Raw genomic sequence first — 23409 nt, forward strand, 5'->3', positions numbered from 1 at the left:
CATCCAAGGACCTGCGGTGGGACGGGCAAACATGAGCTTCGGGCTGGTGTCCTTTGGCGAGGCGCTCGGCGATCCGGTACCGGTGGCAGACGTGGTGGGGCAGTACACCGACGACGTGAACCGGATCCTCGGGTACGGCTACCGCCAGGTGCACCGCAGCGCGCCGGAGGTTGGCCTGACCGATCTCGCCGAGCGGGCCGCCCGCCAGGCCCTCGACGCCGCCACGCTCGCCGCCGCGGAGGTGGACCTGCTGGTGCTGGCCATCACCGACCTCACCGAGTACCTCTACTGGGATGCCGCCGCCGACCTGGCGCACCGGCTCGGCGCGGTCAACGCCGAAGCGGTGCTGCTCACTCAGGCATGCACGACGGGTGTGCTCAGCTTCGACACAGTCGCGGGCAAGTTCGCCACCCACCCGCGGTACGCCACCGCCCTGGTGGTGGCCGCGAACCGCACCTGTGAGGCGTACTGGAACCGGATGGACACGCAGCCGATGGTCTTCTCCGACGGCGCGGTCGCCACGGTGGCCCGGCGCGGGCATTCCCGGCTGCGCTGGCTCGCCACGGAGGCCGCCACCGACGGCCGCTACGCCGGGTTCTACCGACTCGACGTGGGCGGCGCGGCGGCACCCTTCGGCCCGGGTGCCGAGCCGCCTGCCGTACGCGACGTGTGGAACGTGATGGAGTTCTTCGACTACGACGCCGAGCAGTTCGAGCAGTTCGCCCGGGACCTCGACGAGCGGGCCGTGTGGGTCACCGAGCGGGCCTGCGAGCGGGCGGACGTCAAGGTCGCCGACCTGGCCCGCCTGATCCTGGTCAGCGACAACGAGCGGTCCATGGTGTCCCTGGCGCAGGCGCACGGGGTGCCGCTGGCACGTACCAACCGGAAACTGGCAGCCGAGCACGGGCATCTCGGTGCCGCGGACCAGCTTTTCGGGCTGAGCCGCCTGCTCGCCGCCGGTGAACTCTGCGAAGGCGACCGGGTCGCGCTGATTTCACTGGGCCGGGGCATGCACTGGGCCTGTACCATCATCGAGGTGTAAGCATCGATCGCCCGATCGGTTTTGACAGCGCGCCGCCGCTGCCGCCTGATGTCCGTTCTGGGGACGGTTCCGGCACGCTGACCGGGAAGTACGTCGAAAGGGACACCGGATGTCCAGTCGCCTGGTGCGGCTCGTCGCCGACGTGCTGGAGTTGCCGGTCGATCAGATCGACGCCCACACCGGTCCCGCGACCACAGCGGCCTGGGTGAGCTTGCGCCACCTCCAAATCGTCGCGGCCGTCGAGGACTCGTACGGGATCGCAATCACGCCACGGGAAATCCGATCCGTTCGGTCGGTCGCGGACCTGCGCGAGCTGCTCGCACAGCGGGGCGTCGCGGAATGACGTCCGCCGCGCCGTCGCCGCTCAGCGACGCCGACCTCGGCACCGGGCTGCTCATCCGCCGCTTCGAGGAGGAACTGCTCCGCCTGTACGCGGACGGCCACATCGCCGGCACCACGCACACCTGCCTCGGCCAGGAATACATCCCGGTCGCGCTGGCCCCGCTGCTGACCGGGGACTTCGTGTTCAGCAACCACCGAGGGCACGGGCACTACCTGGCCCACTGCGCTGACCCGGACGGCCTGCTGGCGGAACTGCTCGGCCGGGAGGGCGGGGTGTGCCAGGGGCGCGGTGGCAGCCAGCACCTGCGCCGGGAACGGTTCCTGTCCACCGGCGTGCAGGGCGAGAGCCTGCCCGCTGCGGTCGGCGTGGGGCTGCACCTCAACCGCGCCGGGCAGGACGCGATCGTGGTGACCTACATCGGTGACGGCACCTGGGGCGAAGGCGCGGTCTACGAGGCGCTCAACATGGCGCAGCTGTGGCGGGTGCCGCTGCTGGTCGTGGTCGAGCACAACCGGATCGCCCAGTCCACCCGGACCAACGAGCAGTTGGCCGGGACCATCGGCGGCCGGGTCGCCGGGTTCGGGATCACCTTCAGCGAGTCGGATTCGCTGGACCTCAACGAGGTGCGTGCCGCCGCCGCGCCGCATGTCGAGCGGGTCCGCGCCAACCGGCAGCCGCATGTGCTGGTGCAGCACACGGTCCGGCTCGGCCCGCACAGCAAGGGCGACGACTCCCGCCCGGCCGACGAGATTCGCCGGCTGCGCCACCTCGACTGGCTGCAGCGGTACGCGGGCGCGTACCCGGCACAGTTCTCGGCCGCTGACGCGCAGGCCCGGCAGCGGGTCGCGGAGATCTCCGCCGCGGCGCTGGCCCGGCCCCTGGTGAGCGGCGGCGTGGCGTGACGCGCGCCGAACGAGTGAGCCAGAACCTCAACCGCGCCCTGCACGAGCTGTTCGCCGCCGACGAGCGGGCCTGGCTGCTGGGCGAGGATGTCGTCGACCCTTACGGCGGCGCCTTCAAGGTCACCCAGGGCCTGTCGACGGCCTACCCGGACCGGGTGCTGTCGACGCCGTTGAGCGAGAACGGCATCACCGGCGTCGCCGGTGGCCTGGCGCTCTGCGGTGACACGGTCATCGTCGAGATCATGTTCGGCGACTTCGTCGGCCTCGCCTTCGACCAGATCATCAACTTCCTCACCAAATCCGTCGCCATGTATGGCGAGCACACCCCGATGCGGGTCGTGATCCGCTGCCCCGTCGGCGGTGGGCGGGGATACGGCCCGACGCACAGCCAGAGCGTGCAGAAGCACTTCATCGGCATCCCGCACCTCGCGCTCTTCGAACTGTCGCCACTGCACGACGCGGCCGACGTGCTCGCCGCCGCGCTGCGCCGCGGCGAACCGTCCATGCTGTTCGAAGACAAGATCCTTTACACCCAGCGGAGGTACGTGGACAACCGCGTCGACGACCGCCTCGCCTTCGAGCTGCTGGGCGCGGACCGCAACTGGGCCCGCGTCCACGACCCGGCTGCCGCCGCCGCGCCGACGCTGGTCATCGCGCCCGGCGGGGTCGCCAACCGGGCGATCGCCGCCGCCAAAATGGCCGGGGAGCAGGGACGCAATGTCGAGGTGCTGGTCCCAGCCCGGCTCTACCCCTTCGATGTCGACGGTGTGCTCGGCCTGCTCGACGGTGCGGACGGCGTGATCATCGCCGAGGAGAGCACGGCTGGCGGCACCTGGGGGAGCGAGGTCGCCACCCGGCTCTACGCCGCCGCGTGGCCGCTGCTGCGCCGGCCGATCGAGCTTGTCAGCTCGGCCGCCAGCATCATTCCGTCGGCACCGCACCTGGAACGGGAGGTCCTGCTCAGCGCGGACATGATCCTGGAACGGATCATGCACCGCTCCACCGGCGAATCTGCCACGTCAGGAGCGGCGAGTCGCGATCGGGCTGCGCCGTCACGGGAAACGCCCGGCACGGTTGTGGCGCAGGTGGCGCCGACTGCAGTGCTCGCTGGCGGGGCGGCCACGGAGCCGTCACGCGCTGGTACGGCTCCGACTCCCAGCCCCGGTTCGCCGCTGACCAGATTGCGCCAGGCGCGGCCGGCGGAGCAGGGCGCCGCGGTGAACGTGCCCAAGCTCAACAACAACGACGACAGCTATGTGCTGCTGGAGTGGCTGGTCCCGGCCGGTGCCACCGTCGAGATCGGACAGGCAATCGCGGCGGTCGAGACCTCCAAGGCGATCGAGGAGCTGGCAGCGACGCACGGGGGCGTCCTGCGCCAGGACCTCGCCGCCGGGGCCGACTGCGTCCCGGGCTCGACCATCGGCTACATCCTGTCCGCAGGCGCCACCCCTGCTGCGGCGCCCCCAGTCGGTGAGCCGTCCGTGGTGACGCAACGGGCGCTGCCGGGGCGGCCGCTGCCACCGTCGCAACGCCGCATCGCCGACGTGGTGGCGACCTCACACCGGGAGATCCCGGTCGCCTTCACCGCCGTGCGGGTCGACGTGACCGCCGCCCTCGCGTACGCGCGCCGGGCCGCCGACGAGACCGGCGCCGATGTCAGCCTGACCGAGGCTGTCATCGCTGCCGTGGCCAAGCTGCACGAGCGGTTCCCCGTCCTCTACGCCCAGCTCACCGGGGACGGCCGGGTCATCGACGCGGCACAGCCGTCGGTCGGGCTCACCGTGGACGTCGGCACCGGGCTGTTCCTGCCGGTGATCCGCGACGCGGCGAAGCTGGACTTGGGCGACCTCGCCGACACCGTGGTCGAGCTGCGAATGAAGGCGCTGCGCAACCGGCTACGCGAGGACGACATGGCCGGGATGAACTTCCTGGTCGCGCTCAACAACACCCCCGGCGTGATCTACGCCCAGCCGATCATCCCGCCCGGCGTCACCTGTGCCCTGTCGGTGCCCGACGTGCACCGCGAGGTCGTGCTGGACGTCGGAGGTGAGGTGCGCGAGCGGATGATGGCGGACCTCGGGCTGGCCTACGACCACCGGCTGGTCAACGGGGCGCAGGCCGGGGCGTACCTGGCCGCGCTCAGCGCCGCCCTGCAGCTGTAACCGTGGAGCCCACACGAGCATCATCATCGCCTACGCCCGGCTGTCCGGCGACGGGGTCCGGCAGGTGCGCGCCAGGCGCTGGCGACTGGCATCGCAGCGGCGTGCGACGACAACGGCATCCGGCGTTCGGACTCTGACGCAATTCCCATGCCCGGCGAGGCGAAGGGCGCGGGCGCATGGACGGGGCAGCTCCGCAGGGACCGACCGACGTACCCGAACGTCGTAGCGGCTCGGACCTGTGGAAAAGCTCCGACCCGCCATCACTCGCGCACGACAAAAGCGCACTTTCCCGTCGCCCTATAGACGCCCGTCAAAGCGCTTCTTAATATGGTCCCTGCCGTTCGGCGAATTCTGCCCATCCCTTCAGGAGACAGACTTGATCAGGCGTTCGCTTTCACTGGTCGCGGCGGCTGTTCTCGGCCTTTCCGCCGTGGCTGCCCCCGCCCAGGCCGCCCCCGCCCAGGCGGCCCCGGCGCCGGCCCGCGCAGTGGCGCACTCCGACCTGGGCGTCCAGGTCGCCCCCACCGGTTGCACGACGTGGGTGGAGTGGGTCCAGGAGGGCAGTAACAGCTACTACTACGGCCGCGGCAACGTGCAGTGCGCCACCGGTCGGTACAAGGTCAAGCTCCAGTGCCGCAACATGCAGACGGGCGTGGGATACGTCGTCTACGGCGGATACGCGGTGAATGCCCCCGGTACGGCCACCACCCAGTGCTACAGCGGGAACGTCGCCGAAGGCGTGTACCCCGTCGAGGACCCGCTGCCTACAGTCGGTGTCACCGGTTGCGTCTCGTGGGCGGAGTGGGTCCACGAGGGGAGCAACCACTACTACGGCCGCGGTACCGCCCAGTGCGACACGGGCGCCTACCGGGTCCAGATCCAGTGCCGCAACGTGCAGACGGGCCAGCGGTACGTCGTCTACGGACCGACGGTGAACGCCCCCAGCATCTCCACCACCACCTGCAACCGCGGCAACGTCGCGGACGTCGTGTCGGGCGTACCGGCGTGAGGGCTGACGGGTCGGCCCTGCACCGCCACTAGATTGATTTCTTGAAGATGGTCAACGCGGGGCAGTCCCGTCATTCGGAGCAGGGGGCCACCACTCACCACGCGCATCACAGATCGTCGAGCTGGATCAACCCGTCCTGGATGGCGCGCGCTACGAGCATTGCCTTAGTAGGGGCCGCCCGACCGCGCATCGCGTACTTGACCCGAATGTGCTCCAGATGGGAGTTGACCGTGCTCAGTGATATCCCCAGGCGCTGAGCCACGAACTCCTTGGACTGCGACTGGAACCACTGGATCAGCACCTCGGTCTCGCGCGCCGACAGTACCGGCCGGTGGGCGGAGCGGTCGCCAGCGAGCGCGCCCGCCAGGGATGGCGCGGTGTAGGCTTGGCCGGCCGCTGCGGCCCTGGTTGCGTTGAGGAGATGCTCGGTGCCCTCCGACTTTGTCAGGTAGCTCAGTGCGCCTAACTCCAGGCACTGAAGTGCGATTACGTCGTCGGCGCGCATCGAGTAGACGACGACCCGTCGCCCCGCCTGCACCAGCCTACGCAGGTCGCCCATCGCCGGGGTCGGTCCGCCAAGGTGCAGGTCGAGGATGACCACGTCGGCCTGGGCACCCTCACCGAGCCACGCGACGCGGACGTCATTGCCCGAGGCGGCCACCCGTATCGGCGGTGTGCCGCAGGACAGCCAGTGGGCCACCCCGGCCAGCACGGCTGGGTGGTCATCGACGATCACTGCGCTTAGCTGTTCCTCGTCCGCCATCTGGCCTCCATTCGTATGTACTCGCCATAGGCGTCACAGTCGACTACAACCTGGGCGGAGGTCGTGGTGACCAGGTCGGTGCCGACGTCCGCCATCACCGCGACCCGCACGTCCTCGTGGGTGCGCAGCACACTCACCCGCGCGTGGGTCCGTGCCGCCGCCAACGTCGCCACAACTGGGCTGGTGAGTTCCCGACGCACGTCGGGGGGCACCGCGACGGCCGCGCCGCTGACTGCCAGCGACACCTCGACGCCGCGTCGTTCGGCCTCATCGACACACGCGGTGACTTCGTGCACCAGGGGATCGGGGACCTCGTCGTTCTCGGCGAACAACCTGCGGAGCTGGGTCGCCGCGAGGGAGCACCGTCGTCGGGTGTCGTCGTCGCGGGGGTCCAGCACGCCATCGGCCAAGTCCGCTAGTAGCGGCAGTGTCACACCCAACTGGCCGGCGAAGACGGTGCGCTGTTCCCGTTCCCACTGCTCGGCCGACATCACCCTTGTGATCAGCCGCTCCTGCGCGGCTGCCGCTGACGTCGCCTGACGGGTTCTATGGTGCAGCATCCGCGAGATCGGCACGACCGCCAGCTGGATGCTGGCAGCGCCGAATGCAACGATGCCTGCGGCACCGATCTCGGCGCGGCCGGGCACGCCCGACAACAGGAATTGGCCAACGCTCGTCGTCAGATGCACAGTCATGGCGGTGAGCAGCACGGGCACGCGGTCGAGGAGCAGCAGCAGTAGGTGCCACCCCACCAGGCCGAACGACCAGTCCGGTGGGCCGAAGTGTCCGCCCGCCGGCAGCACGCGGGTGGCGCCGGCCGAGGCTGCCAGCGTGACCACCGTGCCGACCACCACGACGGCGGCCGGCACGGGCTTTCGGCGCACCACCCACACGCCGCAGACCGCGGTGACGAGCGCCAGTGCCGTGAATGCAGCCTCGGCGACCCACCTCGGCTGGAACTCATACTCGACCAGCGGCCGTACACACAGCCCGAATTGCACGACGCCGGCGATGCACAGCAGCGCGATCCGCATCGTGGGGTGCACGTGGTCGCCCTCGGCATGGCTCTCAGCCACCGGGCCACACCAGCCGTACGGAGGTCCCCGCACCGGGGCGCGAGGTGACAACGGCGCTGCCGCCGGCCGCGGTCATGCGTTCGACGACCGAGCCGCGAATGCCGCGGCGGGAGTGCGGCACCTCGCCAGGGCAGAACCCCACGCCCGCGTCGTCGACCGTGACAACTACGCGGTCCTCCTCGACCTGGATGCTCAGCGTCGCGTTACGTACGCCGGCGTGCCGCTCGACGTTGGCCAGCGCTTCACGTACTGCGCGCACAAGCGCGAGTGCCACTGATGCGGGCACCACCGTCCCTTTCCGCCAGTGGACGTCAACGCACAGTGGGCTTCGATCCACGACGGAGCGCAGCGCGCCATTCAGGTCCACCGGGCTGTCCTGCGAGTTCTGCCCACCCGTAGCGCCCGTGAGCACGGCCAGGTCGTGCCGTGCGTACTCGGCCACCTGCGCGGGGTGGGTGTTCTGGCCGTGCGTCGACACTAGGAGGAACGTCGCCGAGGCCGTGTCGTGCAGCAACGCGAGGAACTCCCGTTCCTGCCAGTGCCGCGCCACCGCCACCGCCTCGGCCCGCGTCAGCACCGCCTGGCGTGCCCGCAACACGTCCACGCGCCTGCTGGCCTGCCGCAGCAGCACGAACGCCAGACGCGCCATGACGCACTCGACCAGCAGCCGCAGGCCGACCGCATTCCCCTCGTCGACGCCAACCACGGCGAAGTCGGCCGCGAGCAACCCCGCCGTGACGGGCAGCGATACCTTCGGCGGCCAGTCCCACTGCAGGGTGATCGCCGTCGTGGTCATCGTGTTCAGTGCCCACTGGTGCGGCTGTCCACCAGTCCACTGCTGCGTCACGCAGATCGCCGCAACGCGTGCCACCGCGAACGTAAGCGCCAATGGCGTCGCACGCTCGGAGAACCCGGCCCAGCAATCCACCGCGGCACCAACCACCACCAGCCCGAACAGTGCGAACCCTAGCGGCAGGGCATCGTCGGGAACCGCCAGAAGCCCGATCGCGCTGATGAGTAACAGCACCAGCCCACGCATAGGCGCCGCGCACCGGCGTGCTGAGGCCAGGAACTCGGCCTCTACGCTGCCCGGCCCTGAACTCGACAGCATGGCGATCTGTCACGTCCCGCGATAGAAGCAGGACGCCTGCGACCGCGTCACAATACTGCGACCGACTTCGATGATCACGCGGAGACCCTAACAACCGGGAACCGCCCTGTCTCGACGCATTCCACACCGGGCTGGGCGCGGGGGATCGAGGTGTTGGTGCAGCTTGACGATCTTTGATGGTGTGCGTGGTGAGCGGCCTCCTGCCCCGAGTGACCGTCGGTCGAACGCACGATGCCTGGCGGCTCGTGCCCGCCTAGGTTCGAGCGGCACAGCACCCCTTGACGCGGGAGTCGATTGATGGCAGGCGAGGGCATCAGCAGGCGGATCTTCTTGCACTCAACGGTGGTGGCCGGCACCGTCACTGCGATCGGTGTCGGGGCAGGCGCGGCCATGGGCGCCGTCCCCAGGCCTCTACAACCCTTCGACGGCTACCCGATCACTGGGACATGGCAGGAACATCTCGGCCCGGGCTCGCTCGGCGGCATCGACTACAGCATGCCTGTCGGTACGCAGCTCGCAGCGGTGGGCTGCGGTGTCGTGACCAACGACCCGCACAACGGCACCGGCGGCTACACCGTCACCATCCAGCACCCCCTGTCGCAGTCCTTCACCGGCTAGCACCTGGGCGCTGGTGCCGGCGATGTCGATCATCGGCAGCTGCCGACCAGTACTACAGCAAGGGAGAGTTCATGAAACGACCGACAACACTGTGGCGCAAGAGTTTGGCCATGGTGATCACTCTGGTCACGGCGGCTGGGATCTTGCTCGCCGGAGCAAGCCCAGCATCGGCCGCCCCCGACTACTTCAAACTCCCATATCCTGCCGGTGAGGCCTACATGGTCACCCAGGGCCCGGGAGGCTCTTACTCACACTATGATCAGTACAACCGGTACGCGTGGGACTTCGGCCTCCCGGCGAACTATGAGGTCTCTGCCGCACAGGGCGGCTGGATCGTCATATCGGACTGGTCGCCCTACTGGCAGAACGGCATCGAGGTAATCATCCGGCACCCGAACGGCACCTGCACCCACTACGCACACCTGAACCGGTCCTTCTACTGGCCCGGCGACTGGGTGCCACAGGGCCGGGTCATCGGCTGGTCGGGCAGCACCGGGGCGTCGACCGCGCCGCACCTGCACTTCCAGGTGATCAACTGCAACACCCGGGTCGGCCTGTACGCCACCCTCCAGGGCTGGGTGCCGCAAACCGGAAGCTGGCCGGTCAGCGAGAACTACTACGCCTGATCGCAGGACCCGGCGCACGGTATCGCTTACACGAGCCACGCCGTGCGCCGGGGCGCAAGTGTCAACGACGCCCGAAACGGGCTCCGGCACAAGGTCCGACCGAGTTGCGTTGATTGCCACGCATTCATTGTGGGTGGAACGCCCTGCTGCCTCACCTGGTCGGGTTGCAGCTGGTCAGGGCATACGTGAAGGGGTCCGGGTCAGAGTTGAGCCGAGAACGTGCGCGGACGTGATCTGCTGTCGTGACTGCGGCATTGCCGGCCCGGCCGCCCGTCTGCGATCGAGCTCCCGCCACGCTCGATGGCTAGACGGACCAGCCGGCGGAACTGGGCTGTAGCCCGGTGAACGGGAAGTTTCACTCGGGCTGGGCTGCCCGTGATTTCCTGCACCCCGGCATCCTCGGTAATCGTCCTCCGTGGACAGGCACCGGAGTTGCGAGGCTTCCCTTAGCTTTCGCTCGGTTTCGGAGAATTTGACCGGGTTGAGCCAAGTCGGCTGTCACAGCTGGCGGGATCAAATCGATCGACATCTTGACGGGTGGGGCGGGATGTGACGTAGTTGATCGAGCGGCTCGAATCGATGTCGGCCGGCCGCTTGATCCGTCCGCTGCGGTCCACTCGGCCCGCTACGGTCTGTGACGTCTAGGAGGCTTGCCCGTGTCTATGTCTCGCCGCCAGTTCCTGTCCCGCTCGGCCGGAGCCGGTCTCGCTGTGGCCGTGGTCGGTTCGGTCGACGCCCTGTTCACGGCGGCCCCTGCGCTGGGTGTGTCCGGCCCGGAGGCCGGGTACGGTCCGCTCGTGCCTGACCCGGCCGGCATGCTTGACCTGCCGGTGGGTTTCCGCTACAGGGTGCTGTCGCGCGAAGGCACCGTCCGGCCGGACGGTGGCATCGTGCCGAGCCGGTTCGACGGTATGGGTGCCTTCGCCGACGAGGCGCGCGGCGCTCGCCTGGTCCGTAACCATGAGTGCTCCCCGACGGCGAAGATCACGGTCGTGGCTCCGCCGGAACGTACGTACGACCCGGCCGCCGGGGGCGGGACCAGCACACTCGCCGTCGACGCGTCGAACCGCGCCGTCTCTGAGCACGTGAGCCTGGGCGGCACGGCCATCAACTGTTCCGGTGGCCGGACGCCGTGGCATACCTGGCTGACCTGTGAGGAGACCGAGGACAAGGCGGGTGCCCGCGGGTACACAAAGGACCACGGGTTCATCTTCGAGGTCGACCCGTACGACGATGCTCGCAACGCCGATCCGACACCGCTGACCGCGATGGGACGGTTCCAGCACGAGGCGGTCGCGGTCGACCCGCACACCGGCATCGTCTACGAGACCGAGGACGCGTTCGTGGCGCCGCTGGGCAGCTTCTACCGCTTCCTGCCGAACCGGCCGCTCGGCGGCCACGGGAGCCTGCGGGCAGGCGGCGTGCTGCAGGCTCTGCACGTCCCGGACCTGCCGGATCTGTCGGTGGTGACGACGGCGGGCACGTCCTTCTCCGGCATCGAGTGGCTCGACGTGCCGGACCCACTGGCGACGACGGAGTCGGTCCGTGCCCAGGACTACCGCAAGCCGATCACCGGTGGGTACAAGATCGAGGGCGCCTGGTGGGGGGAGAAGGACGACTGCGCCTACTTCGTCTCGTCGTTCGCCCGGCGTGAGCTGGGTTCGGCCCGCGACCACGACGGCCAGGTCTGGCGGTTCGACCCGCGAGCCAACACGTTGCGCCTGGAGACCATCTTCACCCGTCCGACGCCGGCGCCGGAGAACCCGGAGTTCGACGCCCCGGACAACATCTGCATGTCGCCGTACGGGGGCCTGATGATGTGCGAGGACGGGGTCGGGGATCAGCACATCCTTGGTACGACGGCCGACGGCGAGGTGTTCGTCTTTGCTCGTAACCGGGTCAACGTCGGCACCGCCGGGGACCCGGAGTACGGCGAGCTGGCCGGTGCGACGTTCTCCGCCGACGGCCGGACCATGTTCTTCAACGTCTACAACCCGGGCATCACGTACGCCGTCACCGGCCCCTGGAACCGCCGCCAGGGCTGAGCCCGCCGCCGCCCTCTGCGGTGCTCCCCGGCCCACAGGTGATCGGGGAAGCGCCGCCTCGCCGGGCCTCGGGCGCCGGCGACCGTGCGGCTCGTCCTGCGGGCCTGGGCGTAGGGGACTGGGACGAACGGCTTGACCTTGTGTTGGCGCCTTCGATCGGGCCATTGCTGTATGGCGGGGGTGCTGATCGTGGTCACGTCCTGGTGTCGGTGGGCTGCGCGGGGCAGTCCCGACCCGCCCGCTCCTTCATGGATGACAGGTCGTGTGGACGGAGTTGGATAATCCGGGCGGGGCTTCCTGGGCTTGTCCGTCCACAGTTTCCATGTGGCCAGCCGGGCGAGAGGGTCGGTTGCGCCACTACGAGGGCGGCAGCGGTCGTTGCAAGGTCTCTCAATCGAGGGTGGAGAAGGGATCCGGGAGGGCGTGTGTTGACCGCGCCCTCCCGGCCCTTCCCGGTGCCAGTGGCTCTGCTGAGACGGCTTATCCGCAGGTCACCCGGGCCTCGCCCCAATCGGCGTGGTCGAAGTTCCTACCGTCTCCACCGTCGGTGACTTTCAAGGTCAACATGCGTACTCCCGCGACGTCGACGCCGAGTGGGCGTGCCCCGTCGGCACGCCGGACGACTCCGGTGTCGGCGAGTTGCCGGCCGTCGCCGAGGACCTGGAACACGACCGAGCCGGACTGGCTGACCTCGTCGTCGATGCCGACCTCGGCCTCCAGTCGGCTGCAGGCCCCACCCAGCCACACGGTGAGCTCGCTCGGCGCGTGGGTCCCGATGCCCTTGGCGTAGGTCCTGCCGCCGATGGACAGGGTCTGCCCGTCACCGGCACCCGTCTCTCCGTTGGATTTGTCGCGTTCGACCGGCCCCCACCCGTTGCTCTCGCTCAGGAACGGCAGGTCGCTCACGTACGTTGTTCCGCTCGGGCTGGGCGGCGGAACGAACACCCGGACGGCCTCCTCGACATGCACTGGGCGCTTCTGCGGGTCGTCGGAGAAGCGGTAGGTGGCGACGACCGGGACATCGACGTAGCCGGGGGCTGCATCGTCCGCGGCGGTGACCGTCCACGCGCCACTGATCGACTCGCCAGCCCGCAGACGCTTGGTCGATACTGGCGCGCTGTTCACGCTCCAGCCCGCGGTCGGTGTCACCCGCAGTGTGACGTCGGTGATCGGCGCGCCGGCGGGCAGGGTGAACGTGCCGCGTACGTCGATGGTGCTGCCTGGCCGTGCCTCCGCCTGGGTGGGCGTCACCGCAAGATTTGTCTGCGGCACCCGGCGCACCGGCTGGTCACAGGTCGACATTCCCTTGGCGTACTTGCAGACCACGGAGACGAAGCCGCCGTTGGTGGCTACCGGCACCGCGAGCCGGTCGTCCGAGTCGACAATCCGGGCCTCCCGGATCAGGCCGTGCGGGCCGTCGCGGAGGGTCTCCACGAGCCATTGGCCCTTGCCCAGAAACGTCAGCGGCGTCTCGAACGTCTTTGCCGGCACGGCCGAGATCGCGCCGAGGTACCAGCGCTCATCCGCCCGTCGGGCGAGGAAGACCTGCTGCCCTGGGCGTCCGCCGAGCAGGCGCGTCTCGTCCCAGGTCGTCGGGAGTTGGTTCAGCGTTCGGAGCGCCTCGGGGCGCGATTCGTAGTTCTCGGGTTTGTCCGCGGCGTGCTGCCAGCCCGACTCGTACACCAGGAACGTCGCCGCCTCGTGTGCGGCAGTGGTGTCGCGGTCGGAGACGACGAAGGCGACCGGGGTGTAGTCCATGCCACCGACGACGTTGCGCGTGAACGGGAACATCGTGTTGGTCGCGGCCCGGGTACGGAACTGCTCCGCGCCGCGGATCGCCTCGAGGGTCATGACGTGCGGCCACGTCCGTTGGATGCCGCGGGGGATGGTCGCGCCGTGGAAGTTGACCATGAGTTGCAGGTCGGCGGTCTTCTGGAGAATGTCGTCGTACCACGCGAAGCGCGCTTGGGAATCCGAGTCCATGAAGTCGACCTTCACGCCGGCGACACCCCAGGACTTGATGAGCGGGAGCGTCTCGTTTCGTTCCTGTGCGGTGTCCAGGGCAGTCCAGTGGAACCACAGCAGCACCTCGACACCCCGAGCGCGCGCGTAGCGCACCACGTCCGGCACCCAACTGCGGTCCCAGCCCTCGTCGATCAGGACGTAGGACCATCCGTTGCGGGCGGCGAAGTCGACGTACTGCTTCTGGCGCACCGGGTCCCGAGGGCTGTCGTGCTCCGACAGCCACGACCACGCGACCGTGCCGGGGCGGATCCACGAGGTGCCGGCCACCTTCGACGCCGGTGCCAGGTCGTCGACGAGCGTCGAGGTGGTCACCGTGGCCAGGTCGCCCACGATCGCGGTACGCCAGGGCGTGGCCAGCCGGCCGGGTGAGGTGACCTCCGCGTCGGCGAGCTTGATCGTGTAGTTCCCCGATCCCGCATGGTGCGTGAGGCGGCCACCCGAGTATCGCCCGTCGACGTCCGACTCGGTGAGCAGGACGTAGGTGTTCTCGACGTCGAACAGTGCCGGGAAGCCGAAGTCGCCCGCTGGTGCCGCTGCGGCGGTCGTCTCGACCCGGGTCCCCTCGTAGTTGGGGGTGTAGGGCAGCAGCCACGCGGGTGCGCCGGTCGGCAGGGAGTACGACGATGCCTCCCGCTTGACGGTGACGCCGTCGGCGTCGGGAAGGACGTACCGGAAGGCCACGCCGTCGGCCGAGACGCGGACCACGAGGTCCATCCGCGTGCCGTGGGCGCCGGCGAACGAGAGCGTCGTTTCCGCCAGCGTGGCGTGGCGGACGCGCTGCTTTCCGGTGGTCATGATGTAGTTCTCCGCCACTGTCCGGTCGGTGCGGCGGAGGAAGGTCAGGCCTTTGGTCAGGTCTTCGGCCGTGGTCTCGATGCCGACAGCGGAGGGCGCGAGCACGGTCCTGCCCTGGTGGGCGACGGCGAGCGACAACGCCCCGTCGGCGTCGAGCGCGACCGTCGCCGATACCGGCGTTACCGGCGACGGAGCACCGATCGCCCAGGTGGCGGTATCCGAAGCTGTGGCGGGGTTGGTCGCCACTGCCGCCGTAGCGGCGGCGAGTATGGGTACGACGCAGCGAACGATGAGCCGATGCCACGAGCTGTGCACACGCATAGATCATCCCTTCTACACAGGTTCGATCAGCGGATGCCGAAGCAGCAGGCACGTGCCAGGGCGACGATGCGGCAGGTGATCGACGCGAGGCCCGTGCCTGCGCCGCCAGTTGCGGGACCCGCTGAACCTGACCGCGGTCGCGTTGCCTACGACGGCAAGAGCCGGCCGGGTATGGCCGGCGTGAGGAGCCAACCTCCCTCCTGTCCGTTCACAAAATCCAACACCGGCGAACAGGGGTGCCGTTTGTGCGAGCGCCCTCATGGCCCTCGCGACGCGAAGCCTAGGGCGCGTAGCCGTGGACCGCTACCCTATACATCTGATGTTCATTCATGTCCATACTTGATCGTTCCTGTTGCGGTCGTTAATCTCGCGGAAACGTTCCTGCCCGGAGCAAGGCCGACCAGGACCCCCATGTCCGGCAGCAGTCCCAGGTGCCACCGGACGTGGACGAGCCTGAGCGTGCCGGGGGCGCGGCCGAGGTCCGCCGCGTCCACCGACCGGTCTCTCCGCCGCATCCGAGGAGGAGACACCTGTGATGCACGTACCACTCCGACTGACCTGGCCGGCTACCGCGCGCCGCTCGACGTCGCGGATCGCGGCCCTCACGGTCGCCCTCGTCACGGCGCTACTCGCCGGAACTCTCGCAGCCACACCCGCCAGGGCGGAGACCGCCCGGTGGACGGTCACGGCTACCTTCGCTCCCGACGGCCCGACGGCGCAGGTCACTCACGACACGGAGGCGGGGAGCATCTCGTTGGCCGTGTCCCGCGGCGGTCGGACGATCCTGCCGCCCAGCCCGCTGGGCATCCGGACCGAAGACGCCGACCTGACCGGCGGGCTGCGGTTCCTCGGCCGTAGCGACCGCACCGACGTCGAGCGCTACACGACGACAGTCGGCAAGGAAGTGCAGCGGCTCGCGATCTTCCGGGAGGCGCGATTCCGGTTCGCCGGCGCGGGCGACGCCCGGGTCGACCTGGTCGTCCGGGTCGCCGACGACGGCGTCGCCTACCGGTATGAACTGCTCGACGACTACGGGTCGGTGCTCGGCGAGGCGTCCGCGTTCACCGTTCCCGCCGACAGCACCGCGTGGCTGGCGAACCACCGCCGGGACTACGAAAACCCCTACGTCCAGACCACCGCTGCGGCCGCGGCCGCCCGGGAGTACCTCGCCCCGGCGCTGTTCGACGTCCACGGCACCTACCTGATGCTTGCCGAGTCCGACCTCGACGGACGCTACTCGGGCGGCAGCCTGGTGCATGACGGCACCGGCACGTACCGGGTGAAGCTCTGGGACCAGAGCGTCCTGGTCGACGGGCCGTTGGCGACGCCCTGGCGGGTGATGGTCGTCGGCGACCTCGACACGATCGCCACCTCGACGCTGGTGGACGACCTGGCGCAGCCGTCGCGGCTCGCCGACACCTCGTGGATCCGCCCCGGCCAGGTGCTCTGGACCTGGCTCGCCGGAGGGCGCGCCGCCGGGCAGAGCCTGACCCGGCAGATGGGGTACGTCGACTACGCCGCGCAGCGCGGCTGGCCGTACGTCGCGGTCGACGCGGGTTGGTACTTCGACCCCCAGCAGTGGGACGTCACCGACCCGAACTGGCGCACCAACAGCTGGATGCCCGAGCTCGTGCGCTACGGGCGCGAGCGGAACGTCGAGATCATCGTCTGGATCCACTTCCGGGACCTCGACACCGCGCAGGAACGGTCCGAGTGGCTGCCGACGCTGCACGAGTGGGGAGTCAAGGGCGTCAAAATCGACTTTATGGACTCCGAGTCGCAGGACCGGCTGCGGTGGTACGACGAGATCCTGCCCGCGACCGCCGACAACGAACTGCTGGTGAACTTCCACGGCTCGAACATCCCCAAGGGCATTCACCGGGTCTGGCCCCACGTCATGACCATGGAGGGCGTTCACGGCGCGGAAAAGAGCAGCCTCACCACCAGCCACATCACCGCGCTGCCCTTCACCCGCAACGTGGTCGGCTCGATGGACTACACACCGATGGCGTTCCACCGCAACCGGCCCACCTCCGACGCCCACGAGCTAGGACTGTCGGTCGTCTTCGAGTCCGGCCTGCAGAACCTCGCTGGCACCCCGGAGTCATACGACGCGCGGCCGGAGGCGGTGCGCTTCCTCGAACAGGTGCCGACCGTCTGGGACGAGACCAAACTGCTCGCAGGCCGTCCCGCCGACAACGCCGTCTTCGCCCGTCGCAGCGGACAACGGTGGTTCCTCGGCGGTAGCACCTCCGGTACCGCCCGGACCCTGAACGTACCGCTGAACCTGCCAGCCGGGCCGTGGCTGGTGGAACTGATCACCGACGGGGACAGCGGGCTCGTGCGCAGCCAGCGCGTCGTGCAAGCCGGAGACACCCTGCCCGTCGAGGTGATCGCCAACGGCGGCTTCGCCGGCCTGGCATGCCGCTGGCACGCGAACCTCACCACCTGCGACCGGCCATAGCCGCACCCGCGAGTTCCCGAGGGGAGAGCCATGCGCATACCACCATCAGGCAGGTCGCCGTCGAGGCGACGTACCACCTGCGCGGCGCTGGCCGTGTCCGCGTCACTGCTGCTCGCACCGGCAGGCGTCGTCCCCGCCAGCGCTGCGGTCCCCGCAACCACGGCCGCGCCCGACGAGGAGACGCTCACCGCCGCGAGTTCCTCGCCGCAGCTCGCCGAAGCCGTCACCTGGGCCATGTCGCGCGCTCGGCAGCATGTGCAGACCGGCAAGCACGGCCCGGTGAACGGGAACGACAGCAACCCCGGCACCGGCGAGGCCGACTACATCCCGTCGTACTGGGCGGGCTACGCCCACCGCACCGCCTTCTACTCGCGCGACTTCGTCCACCAGGCCGCAGGCGGGCACCTACTCGGCTTGGAGGCCGAGAACAAGTCGATGCTCACCGCGTTCGCGGCGAGCGCGAACGAGGCGCGCAAGTGGTACCCGCTGTGGGCGTTGAACTTCGACGGCAGCCCCTACAACGTGGACTACCGCAGCGACACGAACTTCGTACGTGAAGTACCCGCGGTGTTCGAGCTCGTGCAGGAGGCCGAAGAGCAGTACCGCTGGACCGGCGACGCCGACTACCTCAACGATCCCGTGCTCTGGCGGTACTACACCAAAGCAGTCACCGACTTCGTCGCGCTCCACGACACGCAGCTACGCAACGGCATCGCCGAGGGCACCGGCCGTGGCATCTTCCAAGGCGCCGCGAGCTACAACGAACGCAGCGACCACGCCGTCATCGAAGCCGGCGACGGGCTCGCCTCCCAGTACCGCGCGTACCTCGCCTATGCGTACCTCGCCGAGCAGAAGGGCGACGCCGCTACGGCGGCGACCTTCGAGCGCAAGGCCGCGGAGCTCAAGCGGTACTTCGAGGACGAATGGGGCGTCACCCGGGACGCCTGGGAGTATGTGCGCGGCCGCGGCCCAGCGAACGAACCGTACGCCGGCTTCGGACGCGAGAACTCGGTCTTCTACGCCGTCAAGGAGTTCATCGACGCCCACGACAAGCGCACGTGGGACTACCTCGAATACCTCGACCGCATGTACGTCGAGGACCGGCCCCCGAACATCGAGGCGACGACCTACGTCCCCGACGCGCTGTTCAACTACGGCTTCGACGCGCAGGCGTGGACCTGGATGAAGGACATCATCGCCAAACTCCACCTCCCGCACGAGGTCCCCACCCAGGGCACGAACGGCGACTACCCCGAAACGAGCTTCACGCTCGTATCCCAGACCGTCGAGGGACTCGCCGGGGTCCGGCCGAACGCACCCGAGCACGCCGTGTCGGTGCGCTCACACCTGCCCGCCGACATCGGATGGCTCGACCTCGACCACATCCAGGTCGGCGCGCACGACTTCGGCGTCCGCCACGACGGCACGACAAAGACGGTCGTCAAGCACAACGACGGACCACAACCGCTGACGGTCACCGTGCAGTTCCCGGGCGGCTGGCCGAAGCTCAAGGTCGACGGCACGCCCGTAGAGCCCGAATACGTGCACGTCAACGGCCGAGCGCTCTCCCAGGTCACGCTGACCGTTCCCGTCGGCCGGTCGGTCACCGTCACCACCAGCGGCGACGTGAACCCGAACCGGCACGGCGACCTCATCCTCACCCATCCGCAGGACTTCGCGCTCCTCTCGCCAGCCAACGGCGCGACCCGCGTGCCCGCCACGGGCGCGACCTTCACCTGGCAGCCCGCGGTGAACGCCCGGGAGTACCACCTGCGCATCGCCCGGAACGCGGCGATGACCGACGTCGTCGCCGAGGCCACAGTCAAGGAGCCGACCGCGACGATCGGTTCACTCGATGCCGGGCGGACCTTCTACTGGGAGGTCACCGCCGTGAACCCCCGCACCGGGCAGAAGCTCGTGGCGCCCGGCGGCCAGTGGCGCTTCCGCACCATGCCCACAGCGGTGCCGGACGCGCCGTCCCCCGTCGGCGCCTACCGCGTCGGGAACCACGTCGGCGTCACCTGGACAGCGTCCGACGGCGCACTGACCTCGACGATCTACCGCGCACAGGCGGGAAGCGACGACTTCACGGCCATCGCCACCGACCAGACGGGCACCTCCTACCTGGACCGCGGCGCAGCCGGCGGGCCCTACCGGTACAAGGTGACATCGACGAACGAGGTGGGCGAGGGGCCGGGAACGATCGCCGAGGAGCAGGCCGCACCCGCCGACGGCCCCGTCGAGTACCTCAGCGACCGCGACTGGGTCTCGGCGACCGCCGGATGGCGAACGGTGCAGAAGGACCACGCCGTATCAGGCAACCCGATCCGCATCAACGGCACCGAGTACGCCAAGGGCATCGGCACCCACGCCAACTCTGAGATCGTCTACGACCTCGAACCGGCGGACACCAGGTTCGTCGCAACCGTCGGCATCGACGACGTGCAGCGCAACTCGCCGAACGCATCGATCACCTTCCAGGTGCTCGCCGACGGCAAGGTCGTCTACGACAGCGGGCTCATGCGCGCGCAGCCGTACTCACCGCCGCAGCGCGTCGAGCTCGACATCCTCGGCATCGAGCGACTCGTGCTGCGAGTCACCGACGCCGGCAACACCAACAACAGCGATCACGCCGACTGGGCCGACGCCAAGGTCATCCGCCTTCCGGGAAGCTGAAGATCACCGCGGGCGGGGAGCCGATCCGGTCCTTCCCGCCCGCGGTATTGCCGCGCGTCCAATTGCATGAGCCGCAGCCGCCGCCACGGCGGCAAACGGTTGTCGTCTGTAGTCGCACAACCTAGGTTGAGCGACGTCCCCGTAACCTCGAGGAGGCCCGGTGGCAGCTTCGACCGGCAGCGACGGGCGGGCGGCCCCAACCATCTACGATGTGGCCCGCGCGGCGGGCGTTGCCGCGTCGACGGTGTCCCGGGCATTCGCCCGCCCGGGCCGGGTCAACGCCGACACAGCCGGGCGGATCCGCAAGATCGCGGCGGAACTGGGCTACCGCACCAATCCCGTCGACCGCGCGCTGCTCAGCGGACGTTCCTCGATGATCGCGCTGGCCATCTCCGACATCACCAACCCGTATTACTTCGAGATCATCCGTGGTGCTCAGGCGGCAGCGATGGAGGCCGGCTACACGATGCTGTTCGCCGACGCGCAGGAGTCCGACCAGCTCGAGCGGGAGGCGTTGGACCGGGCCGTCCAGACGGTGGAGGGCATCGTGCTGGCCAGCACCCGGATGTCCGACACCTCGATCCGGATGACGGCCAAGCTCCGGCCGCTGATCGTGCTCAACCGGGCCGTCGCGGGCGTGCCATCGGTGGTGACGGATCACCGGCAAGGCATGTGGCAGGCCGTGGACCACCTGCACGGCCTTGGTCACCGCCACATCACCTATCTGGCCGGGCCGGAGGCGGCGTGGTCGGACGGGATCCGCTGGCAGGCGTTACGTGAGGCCACCGTCGAACTGGGCCTGCGACTGCACCGCCTCGGCCCGTATCCGCCCACCGTGCTCGGCGGCGTCGCCGCCGCTGCCGACTACTGCCGACGACCGAGCAGCGCGGTCATCGCCTACAACGACCTGCTGGCCCTGGGACTGCTGCGCGGCCTCTCGGCCGTCGGGGTCCGGGTGCCACAGGACGTCAGCGTCGTGGGGTTCGACAACATCTTCGGCACCGACCTGGTCACGCCCGGCCTGACCACCCTCGCCGCACCGCTGCACCTCCTCGGACACACCGCCGTGCAGGGCCTGCTCGCTCTCATCTCCGGCGCCCAGCCTCCGGTCGACAAACCGCTCACGATTCCGACCCGCCTGGTGGTCCGCGCCTCCACGGATCAACCGCGGCGACCCGGATCGCTCCCCACCCGAACAGGCGGAATTCCCCGCCCCGCGGCAAAGCCCGTCGGCCCGGAACAGCACGGATAGGCCAGGTCGGACCCGGAGCGGATCGCCGCCGTCTGAGCACCCGAGCTCGTACGCCGACACCGGCGTCGGCTCTGCGGCACGCGAGCCGGTGCCGGATGGTGGCCCCAGGCGCGGTGGGGGAGTGCCCGACGGGACCGCCGACAGCGACATCCGCTCGGGGTGCGGCGGGGTCGCCTCCTGCGGCCCGTTACCTGTCAGTGCGCTCTAGCGACTGATCGGCATGTCCCGCCTTGCGGTGGGACGGTCCCGGTCTTGTCCGCCTGAGCGGGGCCGGGTTGACGCTTCATGGCCACCGGCCCGCCGGGGCGGGTCTTACGGTCGGCTCCACGTCCTGCCACCGGGCCACTCCCGGCGGTGGTGACCTCACGCGCGATCGCGGCGAGGTTACGCGCGGCGTTCAGGTCCCGATCGAGGGCCAAGCCGCACGAGTCACAGATGTAGGTTCGGACACGCAGCGGCAGCTTGGCTTTCACCGCGCCACAGTCCGAACAGGTTTTGCTGGAGGGATACCAGCGGTCGGCCACGATCCGCCGGCCGCCGTTGCGTTCAGCCTTGTACGCCACCTGTCGGCGGATCTCACCGAAGCCGGCGTCCGCGACCTGCCGGGCTAGCCGCCGGTTGCGCAGCATGCCGGCCACGTTGAGGTCTTCGACCACGATCGTGCCGTACTCGCCGGCGAGGCGGGTGGTGAGCTTGTGCAGGCCGTCACGGCGCAGGTTCGCCACCCGCGCATGCGCGCGAGCGACCTGCTGGCGGGCGCGTTCCCACCGATTCGAGGGCCGTAGGCCGGTGCGCCGGTCCGGCCCGACGCGCCGGGACATCTGCCGGGCCAGACGCCGCATCCGCTGGGCCGCCTCGTCCAGGTGCCGGGGGTTGGGCACCATCTCGCCGGTGGACAGCACCGCCAGGTGGGTGATCCCCACATCGACGCCGACCACCGCCTGCGGGCGCGTCGGGATGCGCTCGGCCCGCTCGACCTCGACGCAGAACGCGACATGCCACCGCCCGCCGTCACGGCGCACGGTCGCGGACAGGATCCGGGCCGTGCCCGCCTCCAAACGGCGGGCGAGCTTGCGGGTCGACTCGTGGGTCTTCAACCGGCCCAGCCGGGGCAGCACGACATGCTTGCGGTCCGCCCCCACCCGGATCGCGCCGGTGGTGAACCGGACGCTGGGGGTGGCGCGACGGCGCGACTTGAACCGCGGAAATCCCACCCGCCGCCCAGCCCGCTTACCCGTACGCGAGTCCGACCAGTTCTTCAAGCCGCGCGCCAGGTTGTCCAGGCCGGTGTTGAACGCCTCCTTGGAGCACTCAGCCCACCACGGCGCCACATCCGACTTGGCCGCGTTCCACGCCTTGCGCAACGCGGCGAGATTCCACCCGAGGGCCGGAGTCAGCAGCTCGTCGGGCGTGCCGTAGGAGCGTTCGGCGGCGCGCTGGTCCATGACCGCCTTCACCCTGGCCAGGCCCCAGTTGTACGCCACCCTGGCCGCGCCCGCATGCGCCAGCACCACCCGCTCCTGCAACGGCGTCAGGTCCAGAGCGAACCGGTAGGCCTGTATCGCCTTCACGACGGCGGGTCCTGTGTGGTGGCGACCTCGACCGCCCGGCGCGCCCGATCCGCCCCAGCCGCACAGCCGCCGTACAGACGCGCGCACAACGCGGTCAAGATCTCCGTGACGTCCCGGACCAGGTCGTCGTCGACCTCCGCCGGGTCAACCACCAACAGCTTGCGGCCCTGCGCGGCCAGCGCCGCCTCGACGCACTCGGCACCGAAGCGGGCGAACCTGTCCCGGTGTTCCACGACGATGGTCGTGACCGCCGGGTCGCGCAGCAGGGCGAGGAACTTCTTGCGGTGCCCGTTCAGTGCGGATCCAACCTCGGTCACCACCTGCGACACCGGCAGGTTCCGCCCAGTCGCCCACGTGACGACCCGAGCGACCTGCCGGTCAAGGTCAGCGCGCTGGTCGGCGGACGACACCCGGGCGTACACCACCACCCGCTCGGCGCCAGCCGAGGCAGCAGGCAACGGCTCGCCCACCATGATGAGTCGACCCAGCCGATAAGTAGGAACGGGCAACGTCCCCGCCGCGTACTGCCGCCGCGCGGTGACGTACGCGATGCCCTGAGACGCCGCCCACTCCTTCAAGTTCACCCGATCACCATAGCACACGCAAGG

General features: G+C 69.5%; 17 protein-coding genes and 1 pseudogene. 11 read left to right on the forward strand and 7 right to left on the reverse strand.

All coding sequences use genetic code 11. From position 1 onward, the window contains the following. Positions 1-16: 16 nt before the first annotated feature. The 5 genes from ACFYML_RS19165 to ACFYML_RS19185 all read left to right on the forward strand — a co-directional run bounded on the left by ACFYML_RS19165 (position 17) and on the right by ACFYML_RS19185 (position 5458). Positions 17-1042, forward strand: coding sequence for a 3-oxoacyl-ACP synthase III family protein (locus ACFYML_RS19165; RefSeq protein ID WP_387421880.1), 1026 nt, complete (start codon positions 17-19; stop codon positions 1040-1042). A 109-nt stretch (positions 1043-1151) separates the two neighbouring features. Next, complete coding sequence (locus ACFYML_RS19170; protein ID WP_387421881.1) at positions 1152-1385, forward strand: acyl carrier protein; 234 nt, start codon at positions 1152-1154, stop codon at positions 1383-1385. Then, entirely contained in the window at positions 1382-2287 is a 906-nt protein-coding gene (locus tag ACFYML_RS19175) for a thiamine pyrophosphate-dependent dehydrogenase E1 component subunit alpha (protein ID WP_387421882.1), read from the forward strand. Before ACFYML_RS19170 ends, ACFYML_RS19175 begins: the two co-directional genes overlap by 4 nt. Next, positions 2284-4449 carry a 2-oxo acid dehydrogenase subunit E2 gene (locus ACFYML_RS19180; RefSeq protein ID WP_387421883.1) on the forward strand — a complete coding sequence of 722 codons (2166 nt, stop codon included), beginning with the start codon at positions 2284-2286 and terminating at the stop codon, positions 4447-4449. The genes ACFYML_RS19175 and ACFYML_RS19180 overlap by 4 nt, the downstream gene beginning before the upstream one ends. Positions 4450-4879: 430 nt before the next feature. After that, positions 4880-5458, forward strand: a complete 579-nt coding sequence (locus tag ACFYML_RS19185) for a hypothetical protein (RefSeq protein WP_387421884.1) — start codon at positions 4880-4882, stop codon at positions 5456-5458. A 106-nt stretch (positions 5459-5564) separates the two neighbouring features. Here ACFYML_RS19185 and ACFYML_RS19190 read toward each other — a convergent pair whose 3' ends face one another. The 3 genes from ACFYML_RS19190 to ACFYML_RS19200 are packed head-to-tail and all read right to left on the reverse strand — an operon-like array spanning position 5565 to position 8324. Beyond that, entirely contained in the window at positions 5565-6221 is a 657-nt protein-coding gene (locus tag ACFYML_RS19190) for a DNA-binding response regulator (protein ID WP_387421885.1), read from the reverse strand. Then, positions 6200-7297 (reverse strand): hypothetical protein, encoded by a 1098-nt coding sequence (locus ACFYML_RS19195; protein WP_387421886.1) that lies wholly within the window; start codon positions 7295-7297, stop codon positions 6200-6202. The genes ACFYML_RS19190 and ACFYML_RS19195 overlap by 22 nt, the downstream gene beginning before the upstream one ends. Continuing rightward, positions 7290-8324: a sensor histidine kinase gene (locus ACFYML_RS19200; protein ID WP_387421887.1), complete on the reverse strand. Its 1035-nt coding sequence runs from the start codon at positions 8322-8324 to the stop codon at positions 7290-7292. Before ACFYML_RS19200 ends, ACFYML_RS19195 begins: the two co-directional genes overlap by 8 nt. 381 nt (positions 8325-8705) lie before the next feature. On the opposite strand from ACFYML_RS19200, the gene ACFYML_RS19205 reads away from it, so the two are divergent. Both ACFYML_RS19205 and ACFYML_RS19210 read left to right on the forward strand, forming a co-directional pair. Further along, a complete protein-coding gene (locus ACFYML_RS19205) occupies positions 8706-9026 on the forward strand; it encodes a hypothetical protein (protein WP_387421888.1) in 321 nt (106 codons plus the stop codon). 71 nt (positions 9027-9097) lie between these two features. Next, complete coding sequence (locus ACFYML_RS19210; protein ID WP_387421889.1) at positions 9098-9652, forward strand: M23 family metallopeptidase; 555 nt, start codon at positions 9098-9100, stop codon at positions 9650-9652. Between the two features lie 248 nt (positions 9653-9900). On the opposite strand, the pseudogene ACFYML_RS19215 reads toward ACFYML_RS19210, so the two are convergent. Continuing rightward, positions 9901-9981: pseudogene (locus tag ACFYML_RS19215) on the reverse strand (IS5/IS1182 family transposase); the annotation flags it as partial. Between the two features lie 333 nt (positions 9982-10314). Between ACFYML_RS19215 and ACFYML_RS19220 the strand changes: the two are divergent. After that, positions 10315-11697, forward strand: a complete 1383-nt coding sequence (locus ACFYML_RS19220) for an alkaline phosphatase PhoX (protein WP_387421932.1) — start codon at positions 10315-10317, stop codon at positions 11695-11697. 480 nt (positions 11698-12177) lie between these two features. Here ACFYML_RS19220 and ACFYML_RS19225 read toward each other — a convergent pair whose 3' ends face one another. Continuing rightward, positions 12178-14838 (reverse strand): glycoside hydrolase family 97 catalytic domain-containing protein, encoded by a 2661-nt coding sequence (locus ACFYML_RS19225; protein WP_387421890.1) that lies wholly within the window; start codon positions 14836-14838, stop codon positions 12178-12180. Positions 14839-15373: 535 nt separating this feature from the next. On the opposite strand from ACFYML_RS19225, the gene ACFYML_RS19230 reads away from it, so the two are divergent. From ACFYML_RS19230 to ACFYML_RS19240, 3 genes are all read left to right on the forward strand, one after another. Further along, a complete protein-coding gene (locus ACFYML_RS19230; RefSeq protein ID WP_387421891.1) occupies positions 15374-17302 on the forward strand; it encodes a glycoside hydrolase family 97 catalytic domain-containing protein in 1929 nt (642 codons plus the stop codon). Positions 17303-17395: 93 nt separating this feature from the next. Next, a complete protein-coding gene (locus tag ACFYML_RS19235) occupies positions 17396-19978 on the forward strand; it encodes an NPCBM/NEW2 domain-containing protein (RefSeq protein WP_387421892.1) in 2583 nt (860 codons plus the stop codon). A gap of 160 nt (positions 19979-20138) precedes the next feature. Further along, the gene (locus ACFYML_RS19240; protein ID WP_387421893.1) at positions 20139-21230 is read left to right on the forward strand and encodes a LacI family DNA-binding transcriptional regulator; all 1092 of its coding nucleotides are present in this window, start codon (positions 20139-20141) and stop codon (positions 21228-21230) included. A gap of 194 nt (positions 21231-21424) precedes the next feature. Here the strand turns inward: ACFYML_RS19240 and tnpB are convergent, their stop codons facing one another. Both tnpB and ACFYML_RS19250 read right to left on the reverse strand, forming a co-directional pair. After that, positions 21425-22801: an IS607 family element RNA-guided endonuclease TnpB gene (tnpB, locus tag ACFYML_RS19245; RefSeq protein WP_387421894.1), complete on the reverse strand. Its 1377-nt coding sequence runs from the start codon at positions 22799-22801 to the stop codon at positions 21425-21427. After that, on the reverse strand, positions 22798-23385 hold the full coding sequence (locus ACFYML_RS19250; protein ID WP_387421895.1) for an IS607 family transposase: 588 nt from the start codon (positions 23383-23385) through the stop codon (positions 22798-22800). The genes tnpB and ACFYML_RS19250 overlap by 4 nt, the downstream gene beginning before the upstream one ends. Positions 23386-23409: the final 24 nt, after the last annotated feature.

This window comes from Micromonospora sp. NPDC007230 (assembly GCF_042869115.1).
Taxonomy (GTDB): domain Bacteria; phylum Actinomycetota; class Actinomycetes; order Mycobacteriales; family Micromonosporaceae; genus Micromonospora.